Raw genomic sequence first — 17,176 nt, 5'->3', positions numbered from 1 at the left:
CCGTTTTATTACGGGTCTTTAAAGGATTTGAGGCATTTATGGCTTACAGTACTTTTTCTCAGCAAAAAAATGACCAACTAAAAGAACCAATGTTCTTGGGTCAGTCGGTAAACGTTGCACGTTACGACCAACAAAAATTCGAAATCTTCGAAAAGTTGATCGAGAAGCAGCTTTCTTTCTTCTGGCGTCCAGAAGAAGTAGACGTATCTAGCGACCGTATCGACTACAACAAGCTTCCTGAGCATGAAAAGCACATTTTCATCTCTAACTTGAAGTACCAAACGCTTCTAGATTCTATCCAAGGCCGCAGCCCTAACGTTGCCCTACTTCCACTGGTATCTCTACCAGAAGTTGAAACTTGGATTGAGACTTGGTCTTTCTCTGAAACGATTCACTCTCGTTCTTACACACATATCATCCGTAACATCGTCAATGATCCAGGTGTAGTATTCGACGACATCGTTGAAAACGAAGAGATCCTGAAGCGTGCGAAAGACATCGCGTTTTACTACGATGATTTAATCAAGCTGACGGCTGACTACCACCGCTACGGTGAAGGCAACCACAACATCAACGGCGAAGACGTTAAGATTTCACTTCACGACCTGAAGAAGAAGCTTTACGTATGTCTAATGTCTGTAAACGCACTGGAAGCGATTCGTTTCTACGTGAGTTTTGCATGTTCATTCGCATTCGCTGAGCGTGAGCTAATGGAAGGTAACGCGAAGATCATCAAGCTAATCGCTCGTGATGAAGCCCTTCACCTTACTGGTACACAGCACATGATCAACTTGCTACGCAATGGTCAAGATGATTTTGAATTCATGCAGATCGCTGAAGAGTGTAAGCAAGAGTGTTTCGACCTATTCAAAGAAGCGGCTGAGCAAGAGAAAGAGTGGGCAGAATACCTATTCAAAGATGGCTCTATGATTGGTCTGAACAAAGACATTCTTTGCCAATACGTTGAGTACATTACCAACATCCGTATGCAGGCTGTTGGCCTAGGTACGGCTTACCCAGCAGCAACGTCGAACCCAATTCCATGGATCAACGCTTGGTTGTCTTCAGATAACGTTCAAGTTGCTCCACAAGAAGCAGAAATCAGTTCTTACCTAGTTGGCCAAATCGACAACGAAGTAAAAGCTGACGACTTTGAAGGATTTGAGCTGTAATGCCAACAATCACAATCAACAAACTGACTTCAATTGAATCTAACCCTTCAAACACTCTGTTGGAAACAATGGAACAAGCTGGGTTAGAGCCAGAATACAACTGCCGAGATGGTCACTGTGGCGCTTGCCGCTGCACGTTGGATTCTGGTGAGGTCGAGTACGTTGGTTTTGCTATGGCTTACACGCAAGGTAATGAGATATTGCCTTGTATCTGTAAAGCAAAGACTGAGCTATCGCTGAGTAACGTTATTCATAGAAACAAGCAAAAACGCGCATAAGCCAGCTGGCTTTAGGTCACTTTGTTCGAATATCGTCAATAAGAATCAAAAAAGGGTCCGCTTCCTTTAGGAATGCGGACCCTTTTCTATTTATGTCTTTAGGTATCTAAAGCGACTCGTCTATCACTCAACCAAATCTTCCTGTTGGCTTGTGTCATACAAAGCCAAACGTTTATTGCTGAGTCAGGTTAAGAGTCACAGAGCCAATATAACAAGCGCTTCGGCACTCTCCACAGCCGTTACACTTATCTTTGTCCACTGTAGGCAACTCTCCTACTTCGATGTGTATTGCACCAGCTGAACACGCCGTTTGGCATGCTGAACAGTCCATTTGCATGTAATTATTGCAGCTATCCGCAAAGCTCGGCTTGAGGTCGATATAAGGCGTGACCGTTGGATGAAGTGCGCCGGTCGGACACACTTCAGTGCATTTGTTACACATAGAACAACTGTTGTAATCCAAATTCAGCAGCGCACTGCCCTCTAGCACCTCAATAACGCTATTTGGACACGATTGTTCACACAATCCACAACCGTCGCAAAGACGCTCAAACAGCACCTCATCGACCGCTCTTGGCGGTCTTGCATGCAAGCGCTGTGATATCTCTTCATAATTCGCGGCTGCTTTAACCGGTTTAGAAAGTCGAGTTAAGAAACCGCGTCTATTTGAATTTATTTGTTCAGACATTAGTCGATATATAACTTTTTAGTAGCAACGTTTAAATTATATTCAGATATTAAGTACTTAAACCAATCTATTACATCAACCGATAGCTTTTTATAAAAAGATAACTCTGATGCTTTATTTAGTTTTTCTAAATAAACAGAAGACCAAGTTAATAAGTGACCCTCAAGTAATTCACCAGCTGAATTAATATTATTTTCTAACAAATACGCATGAGCGAATAACATTAAACCAAATTGATCTTCCGGCTCTCTTAACCCAGTGTCTAATTCAATCTGATTCAATTCTAAAAACTGGCGATACTCAACCGTAGAAGCACCAAACACAACGCGGTCTTTATCTAGGTACACAGAACCCCAAGGCGGAGCTGGCATATCTCCAACGCCTTCAAACAGGCGGCTGAACTCTGCTGCGAGCGCATCTTCGTCTTCGCTTCTTAATGCCTGCAAGCATTCTTCAGAGAGTACTTCGCTCTCAACCAAAGCTTCGACAATGGTGATTAACTGTTCTTTACTTGTCGCTTGATAAAATAGCGAACCCAACAATTTATGCGTATCGATAATCATTATTATTTATACCGTTATAGGTTTAAAGATAATTATATTAATTAACTCATTTCATTCTTTGATCTATTTTATACATTCAATTCATAAACTTTAAATTCCACACTTATTTGATGCCAATCAATCAATAATTCGAAATAAATACATAAAGAACAAACTACCTATAAAGTGCTAGCTATCAATAGTAAAAGGCATCTTAGAATGACGAATAAGAAAGAATCTGGGGTAATGAATCTTACTCGAAGAGGCTTCATGAAAGCTTCCTCTGCAGTAGGTAGTGCAGCTGCACTTGCGGGCGGTATCGCTTTACCTTTCAAATCCAAACCAGTAGCGGCTGCGGTTGCTGAGAATGTGGATGAGAAAATCGTGTGGAGTGCATGTACAGTAAACTGTGGCTCTCGCTGCCCACTGCGTATGCATGTACAAAACGGTGAAATCAAATACGTAGAAACAGACAACACAGGCACTGACGAATACGGTCATCACCAAGTTCGTGCGTGTCTACGTGGTCGCTCGATGCGCCGCCGTGTTTATAACCCAGATCGCCTAAAGTACCCAATGAAACGTGTGGGTAAACGTGGTGAAGGTAAGTTTAAGCGTATTAGCTGGGAAGAGGCTTATGATGAAGTCGCTGGCACCATGCAACGCCTTATCAAAGACTACGGTAACGACACCATCTACCTAAACTACGGTACTGGTACGCTGGGCGGTACAGTAACTAAGTCTTGGCCACCAGCTCAAACGCTGATTGCTCGTCTAATGAACTTAAGTGGTGGTTACCTAAACCATTACGGTGACTACTCAACAGCGCAAATCACGAAAGGCTTGAGCTACACCTACGGCGGTTGGGCAAACAACAACTCTTTCTCTGATTTAGAGAACACTAAACTTAACATTCAGTTTGGTAACAACCCTGCTGAGACACGTATGTCTGGTGGCGGTCTGATCCACCACTACGTAGAGAGCAAAAACAAATCGAACGCAAGAACGATCATCATCGACCCTCGCTACACCGATACTGCCGGTGGTCGTGAAGATCAATGGATCCCAATTCGTCCTTCTACCGATGCTGCGTTGGTTGCCGGCCTTGCACACGTGATGATCACGGAAGACCTTGTCGACCAACCGTTCCTAGACAAATACTGCGTAGGTTACGACGAGAAAACTCTGCCTGCATCAGCGCCTAAAAACAGCGACTACAAATCTTACATCCTAGGTTTAGGTGAAGATGGCGTAGAGAAAACACCAGAGTGGGCTTCTAAGATCACGGGTATTCCAGTTGATACTATCGTGAAGCTTGGTCGTGAGATGGGCACAGCAAAACCGTGTGCTATCCACCAAGGTTGGGGGTTACAACGTACTGCGAACGGTGAGCTAGCTTGTCGTGCAATCGCAATGCTGTCGCTACTCACCGGTTCTGTGGGTGTATCAGGCGGTTCAACAGGTGCTCGTGAAAGTGACATCAACATTCCGTTTGTGCGCTTCCCTACTGTGCCAAACCCAGTTGAAACGTCTATTTCAATGTTCATGTGGACAGACGCGATTTACCGTCACCATGAAATGACCGACATCACTGATGGTGTTCGCGGTGCAGAGCGCCTTAAGAACCCAATCAAAATGATCTGGAACTACGCAGGTAACTGCATCATCAACCAACACTCAGACATCAACAAGACTCACGCGATTCTTCAAGATGAAAGTGCGTGTGAAATGATTGTCGTGGTTGATAACCATATGACTTCTTCAGCGAAATACGCCGATATCATCCTTCCAGACTTAACAACGTCTGAGCAAGACGACTGGTGTATGGACGGTAAAGCGGCGAACATGCCTTACTTCATCTACGCGCAGAAAGCGATTGAGCCTCAGTTTGAAGCGAAATCTATCTACGAGATGTGTACTCAGCTTGCAAAACGCATGGGCGTAGAAAAAGAGTTCACCGAAGGCCGTACTCAAGAGCAATGGATTGAGCACCTTTACGCAGAAACTCGTAAGAACGATCCAACACTGCCAACCTTCGAAGAGATGAAAGAGCTGGGTATCTACAAACGTAGCTACGACCACCACTACATCGCTTACGAAGACTTCCGCAAAGATCCTGAAGCGAACCCACTGACTACACCAAGTGGCAAGATTGAGATCTACTCAGAGCAACTGGCTGATATCGCGAAGACTTGGAAGCTGAAAGAAGACGAAGTGATTCACCCACTTCCGATTTACGCGGACTCTTTCGAAGGTCATAACGACCCACTAGCAGAGAAGTACCCACTTCAGCTAACCGGTTTCCACTACAAGGCTCGTACTCACTCGACTTACGGCAACGTTGCAGAAATCAAAGCAGCAGCACCGCAAGAGTTGTGGATCAACCCAATCGATGCAAAAGAACGTGGTATTGATAGCGGCGACATGGTGAGTATTTTCAACGACCGTGGCGAAGTACATATTCCAGCGAAAGTGACACCTAGGATTCTTCCTCGAGTTGTCGCACTAGGCGAAGGTGCATGGTACGCACCAGATGGTCAGAAGATCGACCATGCAGGCTCTATCAACGTGCTGACGACTCAGCGCCCGAGCCCACTTGCTAAGGGTAACCCTCAGCATACAAACCTAGTTCAAATCAAAGCGCTAAAGAAAGCATAAGGTAGGTTGGAATGAAACAATACGGCTTTTACATTGATTCAAGTAAATGCACGGGTTGTAAAACCTGTCAGCTTGCTTGTAAAGATTATAACGATCTAGACATCAAAACGAACTACCGTCGCGTATACGAATATGCCGGTGGTGGCTTCACTCAAGATGGTGATACCTGGGTTCAGAAAGATGTCTTTTCTTACTACCTATCTATCGCTTGTAACCACTGTACTAACCCAGCGTGTGTGAAAGTGTGTCCTTCGGGCGCAATGCACAAACGTGATGAAGACGGTTTGGTTGTGGTTGATGAGAGCGTATGTATTGGTTGTCAGCACTGTAGCAATGCGTGTCCTTACGGCGCACCACAATACAATGCTAAGAAAGGTCATATGACGAAATGCGATGGTTGTTACCAACGTGTTTCTGAAGGCAAACAGCCTATCTGTGTTGAGTCTTGCCCACTTCGTGCATTGGAGTTTGGTGAAATCAATACACTTCGCGAGAAGTACGGCTCTGGTGCGGATGTGGCTCCACTGCCATCTTCAACAGAAACGCTACCAAACATCGTGATTAAGCTGAACAAAAACGCGAAGCCGACTGGCGATACCAGCGGTCACCTAGCAAACCCGAAGGAGGTGTAAGATGATTTTTCATGAGTGGTCTTTAATCTTCTTTACGGTGCTGGCGCAAACTGCGGTTGGTGGTTACTTACTGATTGGCGCACGTGCACTGGTACTTGGTCATGACGAAGAGAAGCTGAACAGCTACAAGGTTCCAATGTTTATCCTATGGGTACTGATGGGTCTTGGCTTCATGTTCTCGACAACGCACCTTGGCTCTCCACTGCGCGCGTTTAACGCTTTTAATCAGCTAGGTTCGGCTTGGTTGTCTAACGAAGTGTTCTTCGGTGCGGCATTCTTCGCTGTCGGTGGCCTGCAATGGTTACTGTCGGTAGTCAAGAAAGGTGGCGTTGCTATCCAGAAAGCACTGATGGTTGGCGCGATGGTACTGGGTGTTATCTTCATGTACGCGATGATCAACGTATACATGATCAACACAGTACCGACGTGGGACAACATCTACACACCACTGAGCTTCATCATGACGATGGTTGTGGGTGGCTTGCTGTTATCTCAGTTCGTGATTGTATTCGCAAACGACAGCCGCTTTACGGTTGACCGTAACATCACCATGTTGGCTGTTATCGCTGTTGCTATCAGCTTGCTTGTGACAGTAGGAAAACTGAACCTAATCGGAGACATCCAAACTTCAGCGGCAAAAGCGTCTGAGTTAGTCGATGGTTTAGGTAGCTATGTGATTCTTCAAGTGGCACTGCTAATGGCAAGCTTGTTGATTTGGATTCTACCTATGCTGAACAAAGCAAAAGTGAACCCAGTTAACCTTGGCTTAGCACTAGTATTGTTCTTGGCTTCAGAGTTAATCGGCCGTGGTTTGTTCTACAGCCTACATATGACAAGCGGTTTGTAATCGAGTTCTTACAGACATGAGTTGCGTGTAAACATCGCTGCTTGTTTGGTTATCTAGAAGGCTAGATAAACAAAAGGCCCAACACCTATTTAGATGTTGGGCCTTTTTATTTCGTTTTTTCTAGCGTTTTTAATACAGACTTAGCGAGTTCGCTTACATCGTTAGCTTACATCGTTAGCTTACATAGCTACTTAATGATAGCCGCTGGAATAAACATGTCTTTTAATCGCTTAACCGAAGAATAAGTACCAAACATCGGTTTGTTATCTAAATGCCTTCTCAGCATATCGGCGGCAACGGTCTTAATCACGTTGCGTTGGTCTTCACGCGAGTACTGACGATAAAACTCAAGTACCTGCCCCCACTCGCCTGCTTCAGTCGACAATGCAACGCTGAATGTGTTGCCTTCCAGCTTACCAGTCACCAAAGCCAATTCAGTTCCGCACTTATCTCTTGTTGCTCCAGCCAGCGCAAAGGTCGCGGCTAATGGATCGCTCTTTTCAAGTTCGCTCTCTTTTGGCTCAGCCATCACCCATGAGTGTCCGAAGCAATCTTCTATCTGCTCATTCAATTGCAGCCACGCTGACAGTGAACCTTTGGTCGACACTTCAGACACAGATAACGTCTTCTTTTTTTCCGCCATGATGTGTCCAATATGGTCAATCATCGGCTCATCAACACTAACGACATTACTCTCTAGCAGCTTGTAAACCATCTGCAGAAGCTTAACGCGAGTTTCTAAGTCTGCCTTAGGACCAAACAGTTTGACCTCAATGAACGGCAGATAAGAGCGATAACCAAGTTCATAACCTTCTGGCAGCTTTAGTTGATCCAAAACATCAGAGATACCGGACTCAGACAAACCAAACGTAAACAGTCGACTGCATTCAGAGGCAACCACTTGAGGGTAGGTACACGACAAGTCAGGAAGAATCTCAAACGTCACCATGCGCTTGAATTCACTTGGTACACCCGGCGTGAAATAGAAAGTCGCATCGTTAATTTTCAGTTTGAAGCCACAAGCCGTCCCCACAGGGTTATCGACAATCTCTGAACTCGCAGGTAACAAAGCTTGTTTAAGGTTGCTGTCTGGCATTGGCATGCCACGTCCAGAGAACATCTCTTCCATACGAGCAAGCCATTCAGGGAACATGACGAGTTTCTGCTCGGAAGCAGCTGCAGCGGCGGCAGCACTCATATCATCGGTTGTCGGGCCTAAACCACCATTAACGATAACCACATCATAGTTAAAGCTCAGCATCAGCAGTTCTTCAACAAGAGCATTCATTTGATCACCCACAGTTGAGCGCTTAGCAAGCGCAAAACCATGCTGATAAAACTCAGCAGACATCCAAGCTGCGTTTGTATCTACAATGTCTCCATGAAGAACTTCTTCACCTGTGCTTAACATTGCGATTTTCGTCATATTTCTATCCCTTGTTGTCATAAAAAGACACTGCATTATTTACAAACTGGTCTATGGTTGAATTTGGAGCAATTCGCCTTTTCACTAATATTAATAATGTTAAACCTAAGGTTTTCTTAGGAAAAGCTATAAAAATTATTAGTTCCCTAAATCAGGCATTTAATAGATAATTGTGACCCTGATCAATTCCAAACTTTCTCATGGAGACCCTTGTGGCCAAATCACCGTTACTAGCAAAGGTTACTGCCGCATTTTCAATGCTAATGTCAGTTAACTCGGTTGCAAGCCAATACGACTTCGACCAGCCAATCAACCTTTCTTACTCGGATGAATGTGCTCAAGATTACTGTTTTAATGACAACTTGTACACCTACAAGCCTAGTACCAATTACGCACTGAGCGAATCGAGTGATGAGTACGACTTCTCAATCCAACAACCAAAACACATGTTGGTGAGTCAGGAGAAAGATTGGGATTACCTAATGGGTCAAACCTACACCATTCTTGGCTTGAGTGTCGCGACAGTGGGTCTAATGACTCTGCTCCCTGAAAGTATTACTAAGTGGGATGATGACCAACGTGATATCAGCTCATTAGGTAAAAAGTGGAAAGATAACGTTTCTGCTGGTCCAACATGGGACCGTGACGAACACTTCCTAAACTACGTAATGCACCCATATTTCGGTGGTGTTTACTACACCGCAGCTCGACACGCAGGTTACGACGAGTTTGAGTCATTCTTATACTCTTGGACTATGTCGACGTTCTTCTGGGAATACGGCGTAGAAGCGTTTGCAGAAGTACCTTCATGGCAAGATCTCTTCATCACACCTTTCTTCGGTGCGGTTGTCGGTGAAATGATGCTAGAAGCAGAGCAGGATATCATTGCTTCAGGTGGCGAAGTGATGGGCTCTCAAACCATGGGTGATGTGTCGCTATTCTTCCTTAACCCTGTTGGACACATTCACTACTGGGTAAGTGACGCATGGGGCGGTGATGCAGAAGTTAACCTGAATACTAACCCTTGGTGGGATAACCAAGACGCTGCACGTTTTGCTTACGATGCTGGCGCACCATACGACTCTCAGTTTGTTGGTATGAACTTCAAAGTAACGTTCTAATTCGTCTCTAGTACTACTCAATATAAGTTATTGAGTATAAGTTGCTGAATCATCAATCACAGTGACAACTCTTCTAAAAAGCGGCTCTCTAGCCGCTTTTTTTGTGCCCTACTCTTCATTCTCTTTTTTTGCATCGAAGCTTAGTTTCAAAAATTGACCTAGGTCAAACATTGTTCGATGTAACCTTCTACACTGAAATTAAAGAACTTTATCGCGTGATATCAAACATTTAATTAGCAAAGAATAATTGAAACCTTGGGGGCTGATATGAACAGTACATTTATCGTAAACTTTATCGGAAAAGCATCACCAGCAACAATCAAACAGCTTGCTGCGGTTACTCACGAAAACGACGGCAAATGGCTCATCAGTAAAGTGAACTTTATTGAAGACCAAGTCGCAGGCGTACTAAAGGTTCAACTTCCAGCCATCAACGAATCGATTGTAAAAGAAGCGTTCAGCGCCAATCCAGATCTCATCGTGCAGTTTGTCGATTCCGATCATACACACAATGTTCAAGACACGGTCCATCACTTGAGACTCGACTCTAACGACCGAGCAGGTATCGTCAACGAAGTGACTCATGTATTGGATAGACAAGGAATCAGTATTCTCGATATGGATTGTCACCGCGTCTTTATCGCTGGTGGCGGCGGTGTTAGCTCAAGTCTATTCACATCAAAAATCGCCGTTAAGCTGCCAATCGAAGTACAGATCGACGACGTAGTTAATGAACTCGAAACGCTCAGTGAAGATACTCGTGTGATGATTGAAAGCTAAATAAACAAAATTAAAGAACAAAAAAGAGCAGCTCATTAGCTGCTCTTTGTATTGCTCTGAACTTGTGATTCAGTTACTTAACTGACCATTGTGATAATGAGCGTTTGAAGTCTTCATAGCCGAATTCATTTAGCTTCTGAACATCACCACTGCTACGTTCACAGTAGATTGAAGGCATTTTAAGGCCATTGAACCAGTTCAATTTCACCATTGTGTAACCCGCGCTGTCTAACAGATGCAGCTTTTGACCAATCTTAAGTGGCTCATCAAAGCTCGCTTCGCAGAACTGATCGCCCGCAAGACATGAACACGAACCAATCACGTAGTCATGGCTGCCTGTTTCTGATGCTTCCAATACTGATGCGGGCTCATTGTAGATAAGCGTGTCAAGGCGGTGCGCCTCAGTCGCTGAATCCACAATCGCTGTTTTCTTCACGTTCTCAACAATATCGACCACTGTCACAACTAGGTCGGTTGTTTTAGTGATGATCGCTTCACCCGGCTCAAGATACATCTGCACACCGTGCTTTTCAGAGAAGGCTTTCAGCGCAAGACCGAGTTTTTCGATGTCATAGCCAGGCCATGTGAAGAACACACCTCCGCCCATGCTCACCCAGTCCAACTTATCTAAGTGCTCACCAAACTGTTCTGAGATTGAATCAAGCAGGCCGATAAACGCATCGACGTCTTTGTTCTCACAGTTCATGTGGAACATCACACCATTAATCTCATCGAAAATTTCTGGTTTGATGTGGTCAGCTTGCACGCCCAAACGCGAGAATTGACGTGCTGGATTCGCCAAGTCTTGCCCTGCGTAGCTCACGCCCGGATTTAAACGTAAACCCAGTGAAGCTTTACCTTCAACAATATGACGGTAAGCAGCAAGTTGGCTTTGAGAGTTGAAGATCATCTTGTCGCAGATGTCAGCAACCTCTCTCACGTCATCTTCACTGTAGCCCACACTGTAAGCATGAGTTTCACCGCCAAAAGTTTCGTGACCTAATTTCACTTCATAAGGGCCAGAACTAGTAGTACCGTCTAGGTACGGTTTGATGATGTCAAACACGCCCCAAGTCGAGAAGCACTTAAGCGCAAGTACCAATTTCACACCTGAAATCTCTTTCAGTTGCTTGGCTTTTTCTAAGTTCGCAATCAACTTGTCTTCGTTGATCATGAAATATGGGGTTTTTAGTTCTTCTTTCTTAAACGTCATTTTTGTAAACACTCAAGCAGCATCTATAGATGGAAAGGTAAATTAACAATTTTGGTGTGATTTATTTTGATTTTGTCCTGTCCGAGCGCAGTGAGTTACAAAATAAAAATAAATGATACCAAAGCTTCAAGGCTATCATCATCGAAAAGGGAACAATCCATGTCCCCTTTAATTAGCAATCAAAACAAGAAATCAGTTCTTATTTTTTCAGCTCATGAATCACTGGAAGACCTTCGCCTGCTTCAAGCTCTTGAACATGCCAATCTAGACCAATTTCCGGCATAGTTGCTAGGAACGGATCTGGATTTAGCTGTTCCATGTTGAACACGCCTTTATCAGCCCATTCGCCACGGAAGAACTGAAGTGCAGCGGTAATCGCTGGAACACCAGTTGTGTAAGAGATCGCTTGGTGCTCTACGTCTTCGTAAGCCACTTCGTGGTCTGCGTTATTGTAGATGAATACGCTACGCTCTTTACCATCTTTCTTACCTTGAACCCAAGTACCGATACACGTTAAACCAGTGTAACCCGGAGCTAGAGATGTTGGATCCGGTAGTAGTGCTTTAAGAACATGCAGAGGCTGAACCACAGTACCATCGTGCAGTGTTAGCGGATCTGGGCTAAGAAGACCGATATCACGCATGCAGTTGAAGTAGTTCAAGTATGCATCACCAAAGCCCATCCAAAATTCGATACGCTTAGCTGGGATGAACTCTTTCATTGAACGAACTTCATCGTGCGCCATTGAGTAAACTTTGTGAGAACCACAGTTCGGGAATTCAAACTCAAGCATACGAGAGTGACAAGGTACTTGTTTCCACTCTTCATTTTCCCAGTAGAAAGAATCGCCTTGGATCTCAAGCATGTTGGTTTCTGGGTCAAAGTTTGTCGCAAACTTCTTGCCGTGGTCACCAGCATTCACATCCATTACATCAATTGAGTCAATCTCATCGAACAAGTGCTTAACCGCGTATGCAGCAAAGATTGATACCACACCTGGATCGAAACCAGCACCAAGAATACCTGTGATGCCTGCTTCAGCGAACTTCTCACGGTAGCCCCACTGCCAATCGTAAGCTTGTGGTACTTGTTGGCCTTCAGAACATAGGTCAACTGCTACCGATGTATCTAAATAAGAAACTTTAGATTGGTAACATGCTTCCATGATTGCCATGTTTACCCAAGGAGGACCAGCGTTGATCACTAGATCCGGCTGAACTTCTTTAATCAAAGCAACAAGCGCATCAACATCATCAGCGTCTACTGAACGTGCTTCTAGTTTCTTAGTTGAATCTTTAAGGTTGTTTTTGCCCTTGATAGATTCGATGATTTTTTCACACTTCGCGATTGTGCGAGAAGCGATTGTGATATCACCCAGTACTTCGTTATTTTGTGCTGCTTTGTGTGCAACAACCCAACCAACGCCGCCTGCACCAATTTGTAGAATAGCCATAGTATTAATTACCCTTGTTGTTCTGCTAGCTCAGTGGCTAGAGTTTGAATTTTGTTAATTAGAGATTTGAAATCTGATGTCTTTAGGCACGGATTCAAGATAGTGAATTTAAGCGCACTCTTACCATCCACGACCGTTTCACCGAGTACTGCAACACCACGAGTCAGCGCTTCCAGTCTTAGCGTTTGATTCAATTTGTCTAAATCTAGCTCGCCGTTTGCTGACGGCTTAGATCGGAACAGCACTGTTGATAGTGACGGCTCAGCAAGCAGTTCAAAATCGTCATGCTTCTGAATCAGGTCTGCAACTTGAAGCGTCTGCTCTAGGAGATGATCGTACATATCACCCAACTGCTTTGGCCCAACGCTTTGCATCGTCATGAAGACTTTCAATGCATCAAAACGCTTGGTGGTCGCAATAGACTTATCGACAAGATTTGGCAGCTCATCGTGCTCGCGATTCAAGTAGTCTGCGTGATGCAGTAGGAACTTAAAGTTCGCTTTGTCTTTCAGCAACACAGCACCACAGCTGATTGTTTGGAAGAACAACTTGTGGAAATCAACGCTCACTGAATCCGCTTTCTCGATGCCTTTCAGGCGAGCTTTATGGCTACTTAAGATAAGCGCGCCACCGTAAGCACTATCGACATGGAACCAAAGATCTTGTTGGTTGGCGATGTCAGCAATCGCTTCAAGGTCATCAATAGCACCGTGATCGGTCGTACCCGCAGTACCGACAACAGCAAAAGGAATCAACCCTTGTGCTTTAAGCGCTTTCACTTCTGTGTCTAGCAAGTCAGGTTTGATAGTGCCGTTTGCATTGGTGTCAACACAGCACACTGCCGCTTCGCCTAGCCCTAGTAGAGAGGCAGACTTTTGAACCGTGAAGTGCGATTTCTTTGAACATAAGATACGCAGCTTACTCGCGTATTCTGGTAAGCCAAGCTTTTGGATAGAATGACCATTGTGCTTATCCGCAACCCAGTCTCTCGCAAGCAATAAACCCATTAGGTTACTTTGCGTGCCGCCGCTGGTGAAAACACCGTCAGCTTGTGCGCCAAGTTGGTATTTTTCGCACATCCAATCCACCACACGCTGCTCAACATAAGTCGCAGCCGATGCTTGGTCCCATGAATCCATTGATTGATTCAACGCCGCGATAATCGATTCAGCTGCTACCGAAGCCATAAGAGGCGGAGTGTGAAGGTGTGCAATACAATCTGGGTGTTGCACGAAGATGGAGTTTGCAGCGACAAGGTCTGCAGTGCTATCTACAACATCAACCAAAGCGTGTTGATTGTTGTCAAGGTCGACAGCATTGATGGCTGCTTCTAGCACTTTTGGTTCTAAACCCGAATAAGGGGTTTCAACCTGTTCAAAAACCGCTTTCATCGCTTGAGTGGTTTGGTTCATCACGCTAGCAAATTCGTCGCTACCGCCTAAACCCGTCTGGATAAAATGCTTGTTCCATTCTTGGTTTGCTTGCTCGCTTGAAGCTGGGTCTTGTTGTAGACCACCACCTGCTGCGATGATCGCTTCTTCCATGACGCGCAATGCAAAGTCAATCTGCTCAAAAGAGATAATCATTGGCGGAAGGAAACGAATGACCGAACCATCACGACCACCCTTTTCAACCATCAAGCCGCGTTCTAACGCCGCACGTTGAATCGCAAGAGTCAGTTCGCCGTCTGATTGTGGTTCGCCAAACTTGTTAAGCTCACCATTTGATTGCTTGATCTCAGCGCCAAGCATCAAGCCTTTACCGCGAACTTCAGCAATACAGCTAACGCGTGATTGAATTTTCTCAAGCCCATGACGTAAGTATTGGCCTGCGATGTTCGCGTGCTCAACCAAACCATCTCGTTCAATGATTTCCAACGCCTTAGCGCCAGACACCATTGCTAATTGGTTACCACGGAATGTACCGGTGTGCTCACCCGCTTTCCATGTATCGATGCTCTTATCGAATACAAGCAGCGACATAGGCAGTCCGCCACCAATCGCTTTAGACAAACATAAGATATCTGGGTTAACGCCAGACTCTTCAAACGCAAATCGATGACCCGTCTTACCTACACCACACTGAATTTCATCAAAGATCAGTAGGATGCCGTGTTCATCACAGATGCGACGCAAGCCTTGTAGCCAAGATGCAGGAGCTGGAATCACACCGCCCTCACCTTGTACAGGTTCAACGATCATCGCGGCTGGTTTCATGATGCCAGACTCGTCATCGTTCAACATACGCTCGATATAACGAATGCTCGCGTTGGCACCCGCTTCACCACCAATGCCAAACGGGCAGCGTAGGTTGTATGGGAAAGGCATGAAATGTACGTCAGACATCAAGCCGCTACGACGCTCTTTAGTACCGAGGTTACCCATCATGCCCATGGTGCCGTTGGTCATGCCATGGTAAGCACCACGGAAAGCAAACATGGTGTTGCGACCTGTGGTTTGCTTAGCAAGCTTGATCGCCGCTTCCACAGCGTCAGCACCCGATGGGCCACAGAATTGAAGAACCGAGTTATTTGAAAAGTCTTGAGGAAGAAAGGCTTTAACTCGCTTGATAAACGTCTCTTTTGCTTGAGTCGTGATATCAAGTGTTTGGTATGGCAAACCAGAATCGAGCTGGTCTTTCAGTGCTTGGTTAATCTCAGGGTGATTGTAACCCAGAGAAAGTGTACCTGCACCGGCTAAGCAATCGAGAAAGAGTTGGCCACGAGTATCTTCAACTAAAGCGCCACATGCTCGTTTAATAGCAATAGGCAGGCGTCTTGGGTAAGAGCGAACATCCGACTCATGCTGTTCTTGCTCTAGCAAAATAGCGTCAGGTGTTAGGTCGTACGTTCCCTCTAAGATAGGAACCATAGTTGAAAATGAATTTGCGATAGTATTAATATCGACTTCAAAGGCGGTAGTCATAAAAGTCCCCTTGAATGTGTTCATACTCACCTCCATCAGACGCAATTACCCACCAACTCTCGTTAAATTTGGAGAGAGTTCATAGTGAAATACACGTATTGTCTAGAAATGAGATATAGCTGTACGCTCGCATAAGTCAAATGACGAATACGAAATTAAGCCGTCTTAAGACAGCGATAAATTGTTAGCGTGTGCTCAAGGTTCAGTAATGCTACTGTTTTGAAGAATTGGACATTTTTGCAGGATCGGGCAGCTATGAGGAGCTGGTCCCTTTGGAAATGCAGAGCTGATTAGCAATGTTGTAATTAGTGTGTTCAATGTTGGGTTTCCCATTAACATGACGAACTGCGCCATAAGTATCCCGTCTATCAGCTAAAGGACTAGCCAATACCTACCCTACGTAATGTCCCAATCAGCAAGAATGGTTACTACGCGTATCCCCCAGAAGCAATCGTTGCTCTTCTTGAACATTTTCATTCCGAGATTGCGCGGGAAAGTAACATAAAGTGAAATGAACGATCAATAGTTTTTAGTAATAGCTTGATAAATAGCAGCGGTGGCTAAGCAATTGCTGTAAATATCGTCACACTATCGTTTGGGAAAGAGATCCCCGGTTCATTCGTTCCTCATACCCGAGGATGACGACGTGGGGTTATAAACGTTGCTAGAGAAGCTTTTAGGTCATGGCGTCACTCCCTAGAGCGAGGTATGAATTCATAGAGAACCCCTTACAACATGTCATTGTATTGCTTTATTCAAGAAACTATCTGATGCAATAGATTAAACTGAAGTTAATCAGCAAGCGGCAAGAGATCCCCGGTTCATTCGTTCCTCACACCCGAGGATGACGACGTGGGTGTACAGGCGGTGTTAGTGATGGCTTTGAGGTCATACCGTCTTTCCGTCATTCCCTAGCACGAGGAACGAGTTCATAGGGAATCTCGCTTTTAAAAACTAACTTGATTGCAAAATTTGAAACAGAGATAGAAATGAATGTTGAGTGCGGATTCGAACAAGAAGAGTTCTTAAACGTAAAAGCTAAACGTCAGAAACCAAAAAGCCCGAACATTTCTGTTCGGGCTTCTTAATTTGGAGCGATACATCGGGTTCGAACCGATGACCTCAACCTTGGCAAGGTTGCGCTCTACCAACTGAGCTAGTATCGCATTTGCTTTATCGAGATAAAGACTTTAATAGATGGTGCCCCGGGCCGGACTTGAACCGGCACAGCGCGAACGCCGAGGGATTTTAAATCCCTTGTGTCTACCAATTCCACCACCAGGGCACGCAATTCTTTATTGCGATGCCGATTACTGAAAAGTAAAACACCATCTTAATGCTGACGCCAATCAACATTACAAAATTTGGAGCGATACATCGGGTTCGAACCGATGACCTCAACCTTGGCAAGGTTGCGCTCTACCAACTGAGCTAGTATCGCA

The 17,176-nt window shown here is 45.0% G+C and carries 13 protein-coding genes and 3 tRNA genes; 7 read left to right on the top strand and 9 right to left on the bottom strand.

Annotation, left to right across the window (positions count from 1 at the left end; translation table 11 throughout):
* Positions 1-38: 38 nt before the first annotated feature.
* A complete protein-coding gene (gene nrdB / locus AB4323_RS06305) occupies positions 39-1,172 on the top strand; it encodes a class Ia ribonucleoside-diphosphate reductase subunit beta (protein WP_372104694.1) in 1,134 nt (377 codons plus the stop codon).
* Entirely contained in the window at positions 1,172-1,450 is a 279-nt protein-coding gene (yfaE, locus tag AB4323_RS06300) for a class I ribonucleotide reductase maintenance protein YfaE (RefSeq protein ID WP_372104691.1), read from the top strand. Before nrdB ends, yfaE begins: the two co-directional genes overlap by 1 nt.
* Before the next feature lie 172 nt (positions 1,451-1,622).
* On the opposite strand, the gene napF is transcribed toward yfaE, so the two are convergent.
* Together napF and AB4323_RS06290 are read right to left on the bottom strand one after the other, a co-directional pair.
* Positions 1,623-2,138, bottom strand: a complete 516-nt coding sequence (gene napF, locus AB4323_RS06295) for a ferredoxin-type protein NapF (protein ID WP_372104689.1) — start codon at positions 2,136-2,138, stop codon at positions 1,623-1,625.
* A complete protein-coding gene (locus AB4323_RS06290; protein ID WP_372104686.1) occupies positions 2,138-2,701 on the bottom strand; it encodes a molecular chaperone TorD family protein in 564 nt (187 codons plus the stop codon). Before AB4323_RS06290 ends, napF begins: the two co-directional genes overlap by 1 nt.
* 198 nt (positions 2,702-2,899) lie before the next feature.
* On the opposite strand from AB4323_RS06290, the gene AB4323_RS06285 reads away from it, so the two are divergent.
* Genes AB4323_RS06285 through AB4323_RS06275 form a run of 3 tightly spaced genes read left to right on the top strand, consistent with a single transcriptional unit; the run spans position 2,900 to position 6,817 of the window.
* A complete protein-coding gene (locus AB4323_RS06285; protein ID WP_017063553.1) occupies positions 2,900-5,338 on the top strand; it encodes a DmsA/YnfE/YnfF family dimethyl sulfoxide reductase in 2,439 nt (812 codons plus the stop codon).
* 11 nt (positions 5,339-5,349) lie between these two features.
* Entirely contained in the window at positions 5,350-5,970 is a 621-nt protein-coding gene (locus tag AB4323_RS06280) for a DMSO/selenate family reductase complex B subunit (RefSeq protein ID WP_004733360.1), read from the top strand.
* 1 nt (position 5,971) lies between these two features.
* Positions 5,972-6,817 carry a DmsC/YnfH family molybdoenzyme membrane anchor subunit gene (locus AB4323_RS06275; RefSeq protein ID WP_017060997.1) on the top strand — a complete coding sequence of 282 codons (846 nt, stop codon included), beginning with the start codon at positions 5,972-5,974 and terminating at the stop codon, positions 6,815-6,817.
* Between the two features lie 187 nt (positions 6,818-7,004).
* On the opposite strand, the gene AB4323_RS06270 is transcribed toward AB4323_RS06275, so the two are convergent.
* The gene (locus tag AB4323_RS06270; RefSeq protein WP_017069172.1) at positions 7,005-8,243 is read right to left on the bottom strand and encodes a CinA family nicotinamide mononucleotide deamidase-related protein; all 1,239 of its coding nucleotides are present in this window, start codon (positions 8,241-8,243) and stop codon (positions 7,005-7,007) included.
* Between the two features lie 212 nt (positions 8,244-8,455).
* On the opposite strand from AB4323_RS06270, the gene AB4323_RS06265 reads away from it, so the two are divergent.
* Both AB4323_RS06265 and AB4323_RS06260 read left to right on the top strand, forming a co-directional pair.
* A complete protein-coding gene (locus AB4323_RS06265; RefSeq protein WP_017069173.1) occupies positions 8,456-9,364 on the top strand; it encodes a DUF3943 domain-containing protein in 909 nt (302 codons plus the stop codon).
* 267 nt (positions 9,365-9,631) lie between these two features.
* A complete protein-coding gene (locus AB4323_RS06260; RefSeq protein ID WP_017061000.1) occupies positions 9,632-10,144 on the top strand; it encodes a glycine cleavage system protein R in 513 nt (170 codons plus the stop codon).
* A gap of 73 nt (positions 10,145-10,217) precedes the next feature.
* Here the strand turns inward: AB4323_RS06260 and nspC are convergent, their stop codons facing one another.
* From nspC to AB4323_RS06230, 6 genes are all read right to left on the bottom strand, one after another.
* Complete coding sequence (gene nspC / locus AB4323_RS06255; protein ID WP_102333645.1) at positions 10,218-11,357, bottom strand: carboxynorspermidine decarboxylase; 1,140 nt, start codon at positions 11,355-11,357, stop codon at positions 10,218-10,220.
* Positions 11,358-11,556: 199 nt separating this feature from the next.
* On the bottom strand, positions 11,557-12,810 hold the full coding sequence (locus tag AB4323_RS06250; protein WP_372151938.1) for a carboxynorspermidine synthase: 1,254 nt from the start codon (positions 12,808-12,810) through the stop codon (positions 11,557-11,559).
* A gap of 8 nt (positions 12,811-12,818) precedes the next feature.
* Positions 12,819-15,758, bottom strand: coding sequence for a pyridoxal phosphate-dependent class III aminotransferase (locus tag AB4323_RS06245; RefSeq protein WP_372151936.1), 2,940 nt, complete (start codon positions 15,756-15,758; stop codon positions 12,819-12,821).
* A gap of 1,066 nt (positions 15,759-16,824) precedes the next feature.
* Positions 16,825-16,900 (bottom strand) — tRNA-Gly (locus AB4323_RS06240).
* A gap of 32 nt (positions 16,901-16,932) precedes the next feature.
* Positions 16,933-17,019 (bottom strand) — tRNA-Leu (locus tag AB4323_RS06235).
* Positions 17,020-17,099: 80 nt separating this feature from the next.
* A tRNA-Gly gene (locus tag AB4323_RS06230) sits at positions 17,100-17,175 on the bottom strand.
* Between the last annotated feature and the right edge of the window lies 1 nt (position 17,176).

The sequence above is a fragment of the Vibrio sp. 10N.261.52.C11 genome (genome assembly GCF_041471405.1).
Taxonomy (GTDB): domain Bacteria; phylum Pseudomonadota; class Gammaproteobacteria; order Enterobacterales; family Vibrionaceae; genus Vibrio; species Vibrio crassostreae_C.
Note: the sequence above shows the minus strand (reverse complement) of the source record. Positions and strands in the feature narration are given on the sequence as shown.

Bases quoted from the DNA above. Each gene is read 5' to 3' on its own strand.
- nrdB (WP_372104694.1), top strand. From the start codon at position 39: ATGGCTTACAGTACTTTTTCTCAGCAAAAAAATGACCAACTAAAAGAA.
- yfaE (WP_372104691.1), top strand. From the start codon at position 1,172: ATGCCAACAATCACAATCAACAAACTGACTTCAATTGAATCTAACCCT.
- napF (WP_372104689.1), bottom strand. From the start codon at position 2,138: ATGTCTGAACAAATAAATTCAAATAGACGCGGTTTCTTAACTCGACTT.
- AB4323_RS06290 (WP_372104686.1), bottom strand. From the start codon at position 2,701: ATGATTATCGATACGCATAAATTGTTGGGTTCGCTATTTTATCAAGCG.
- AB4323_RS06285 (WP_017063553.1), top strand. From the start codon at position 2,900: ATGACGAATAAGAAAGAATCTGGGGTAATGAATCTTACTCGAAGAGGC.
- AB4323_RS06280 (WP_004733360.1), top strand. From the start codon at position 5,350: ATGAAACAATACGGCTTTTACATTGATTCAAGTAAATGCACGGGTTGT.
- AB4323_RS06275 (WP_017060997.1), top strand. From the start codon at position 5,972: ATGATTTTTCATGAGTGGTCTTTAATCTTCTTTACGGTGCTGGCGCAA.
- AB4323_RS06270 (WP_017069172.1), bottom strand. From the start codon at position 8,243: ATGACGAAAATCGCAATGTTAAGCACAGGTGAAGAAGTTCTTCATGGA.
- AB4323_RS06260 (WP_017061000.1), top strand. From the start codon at position 9,632: ATGAACAGTACATTTATCGTAAACTTTATCGGAAAAGCATCACCAGCA.
- nspC (WP_102333645.1), bottom strand. From the start codon at position 11,357: ATGACGTTTAAGAAAGAAGAACTAAAAACCCCATATTTCATGATCAAC.
- AB4323_RS06250 (WP_372151938.1), bottom strand. From the start codon at position 12,810: ATGGCTATTCTACAAATTGGTGCAGGCGGCGTTGGTTGGGTTGTTGCA.
- AB4323_RS06245 (WP_372151936.1), bottom strand. From the start codon at position 15,758: ATGAACACATTCAAGGGGACTTTTATGACTACCGCCTTTGAAGTCGAT.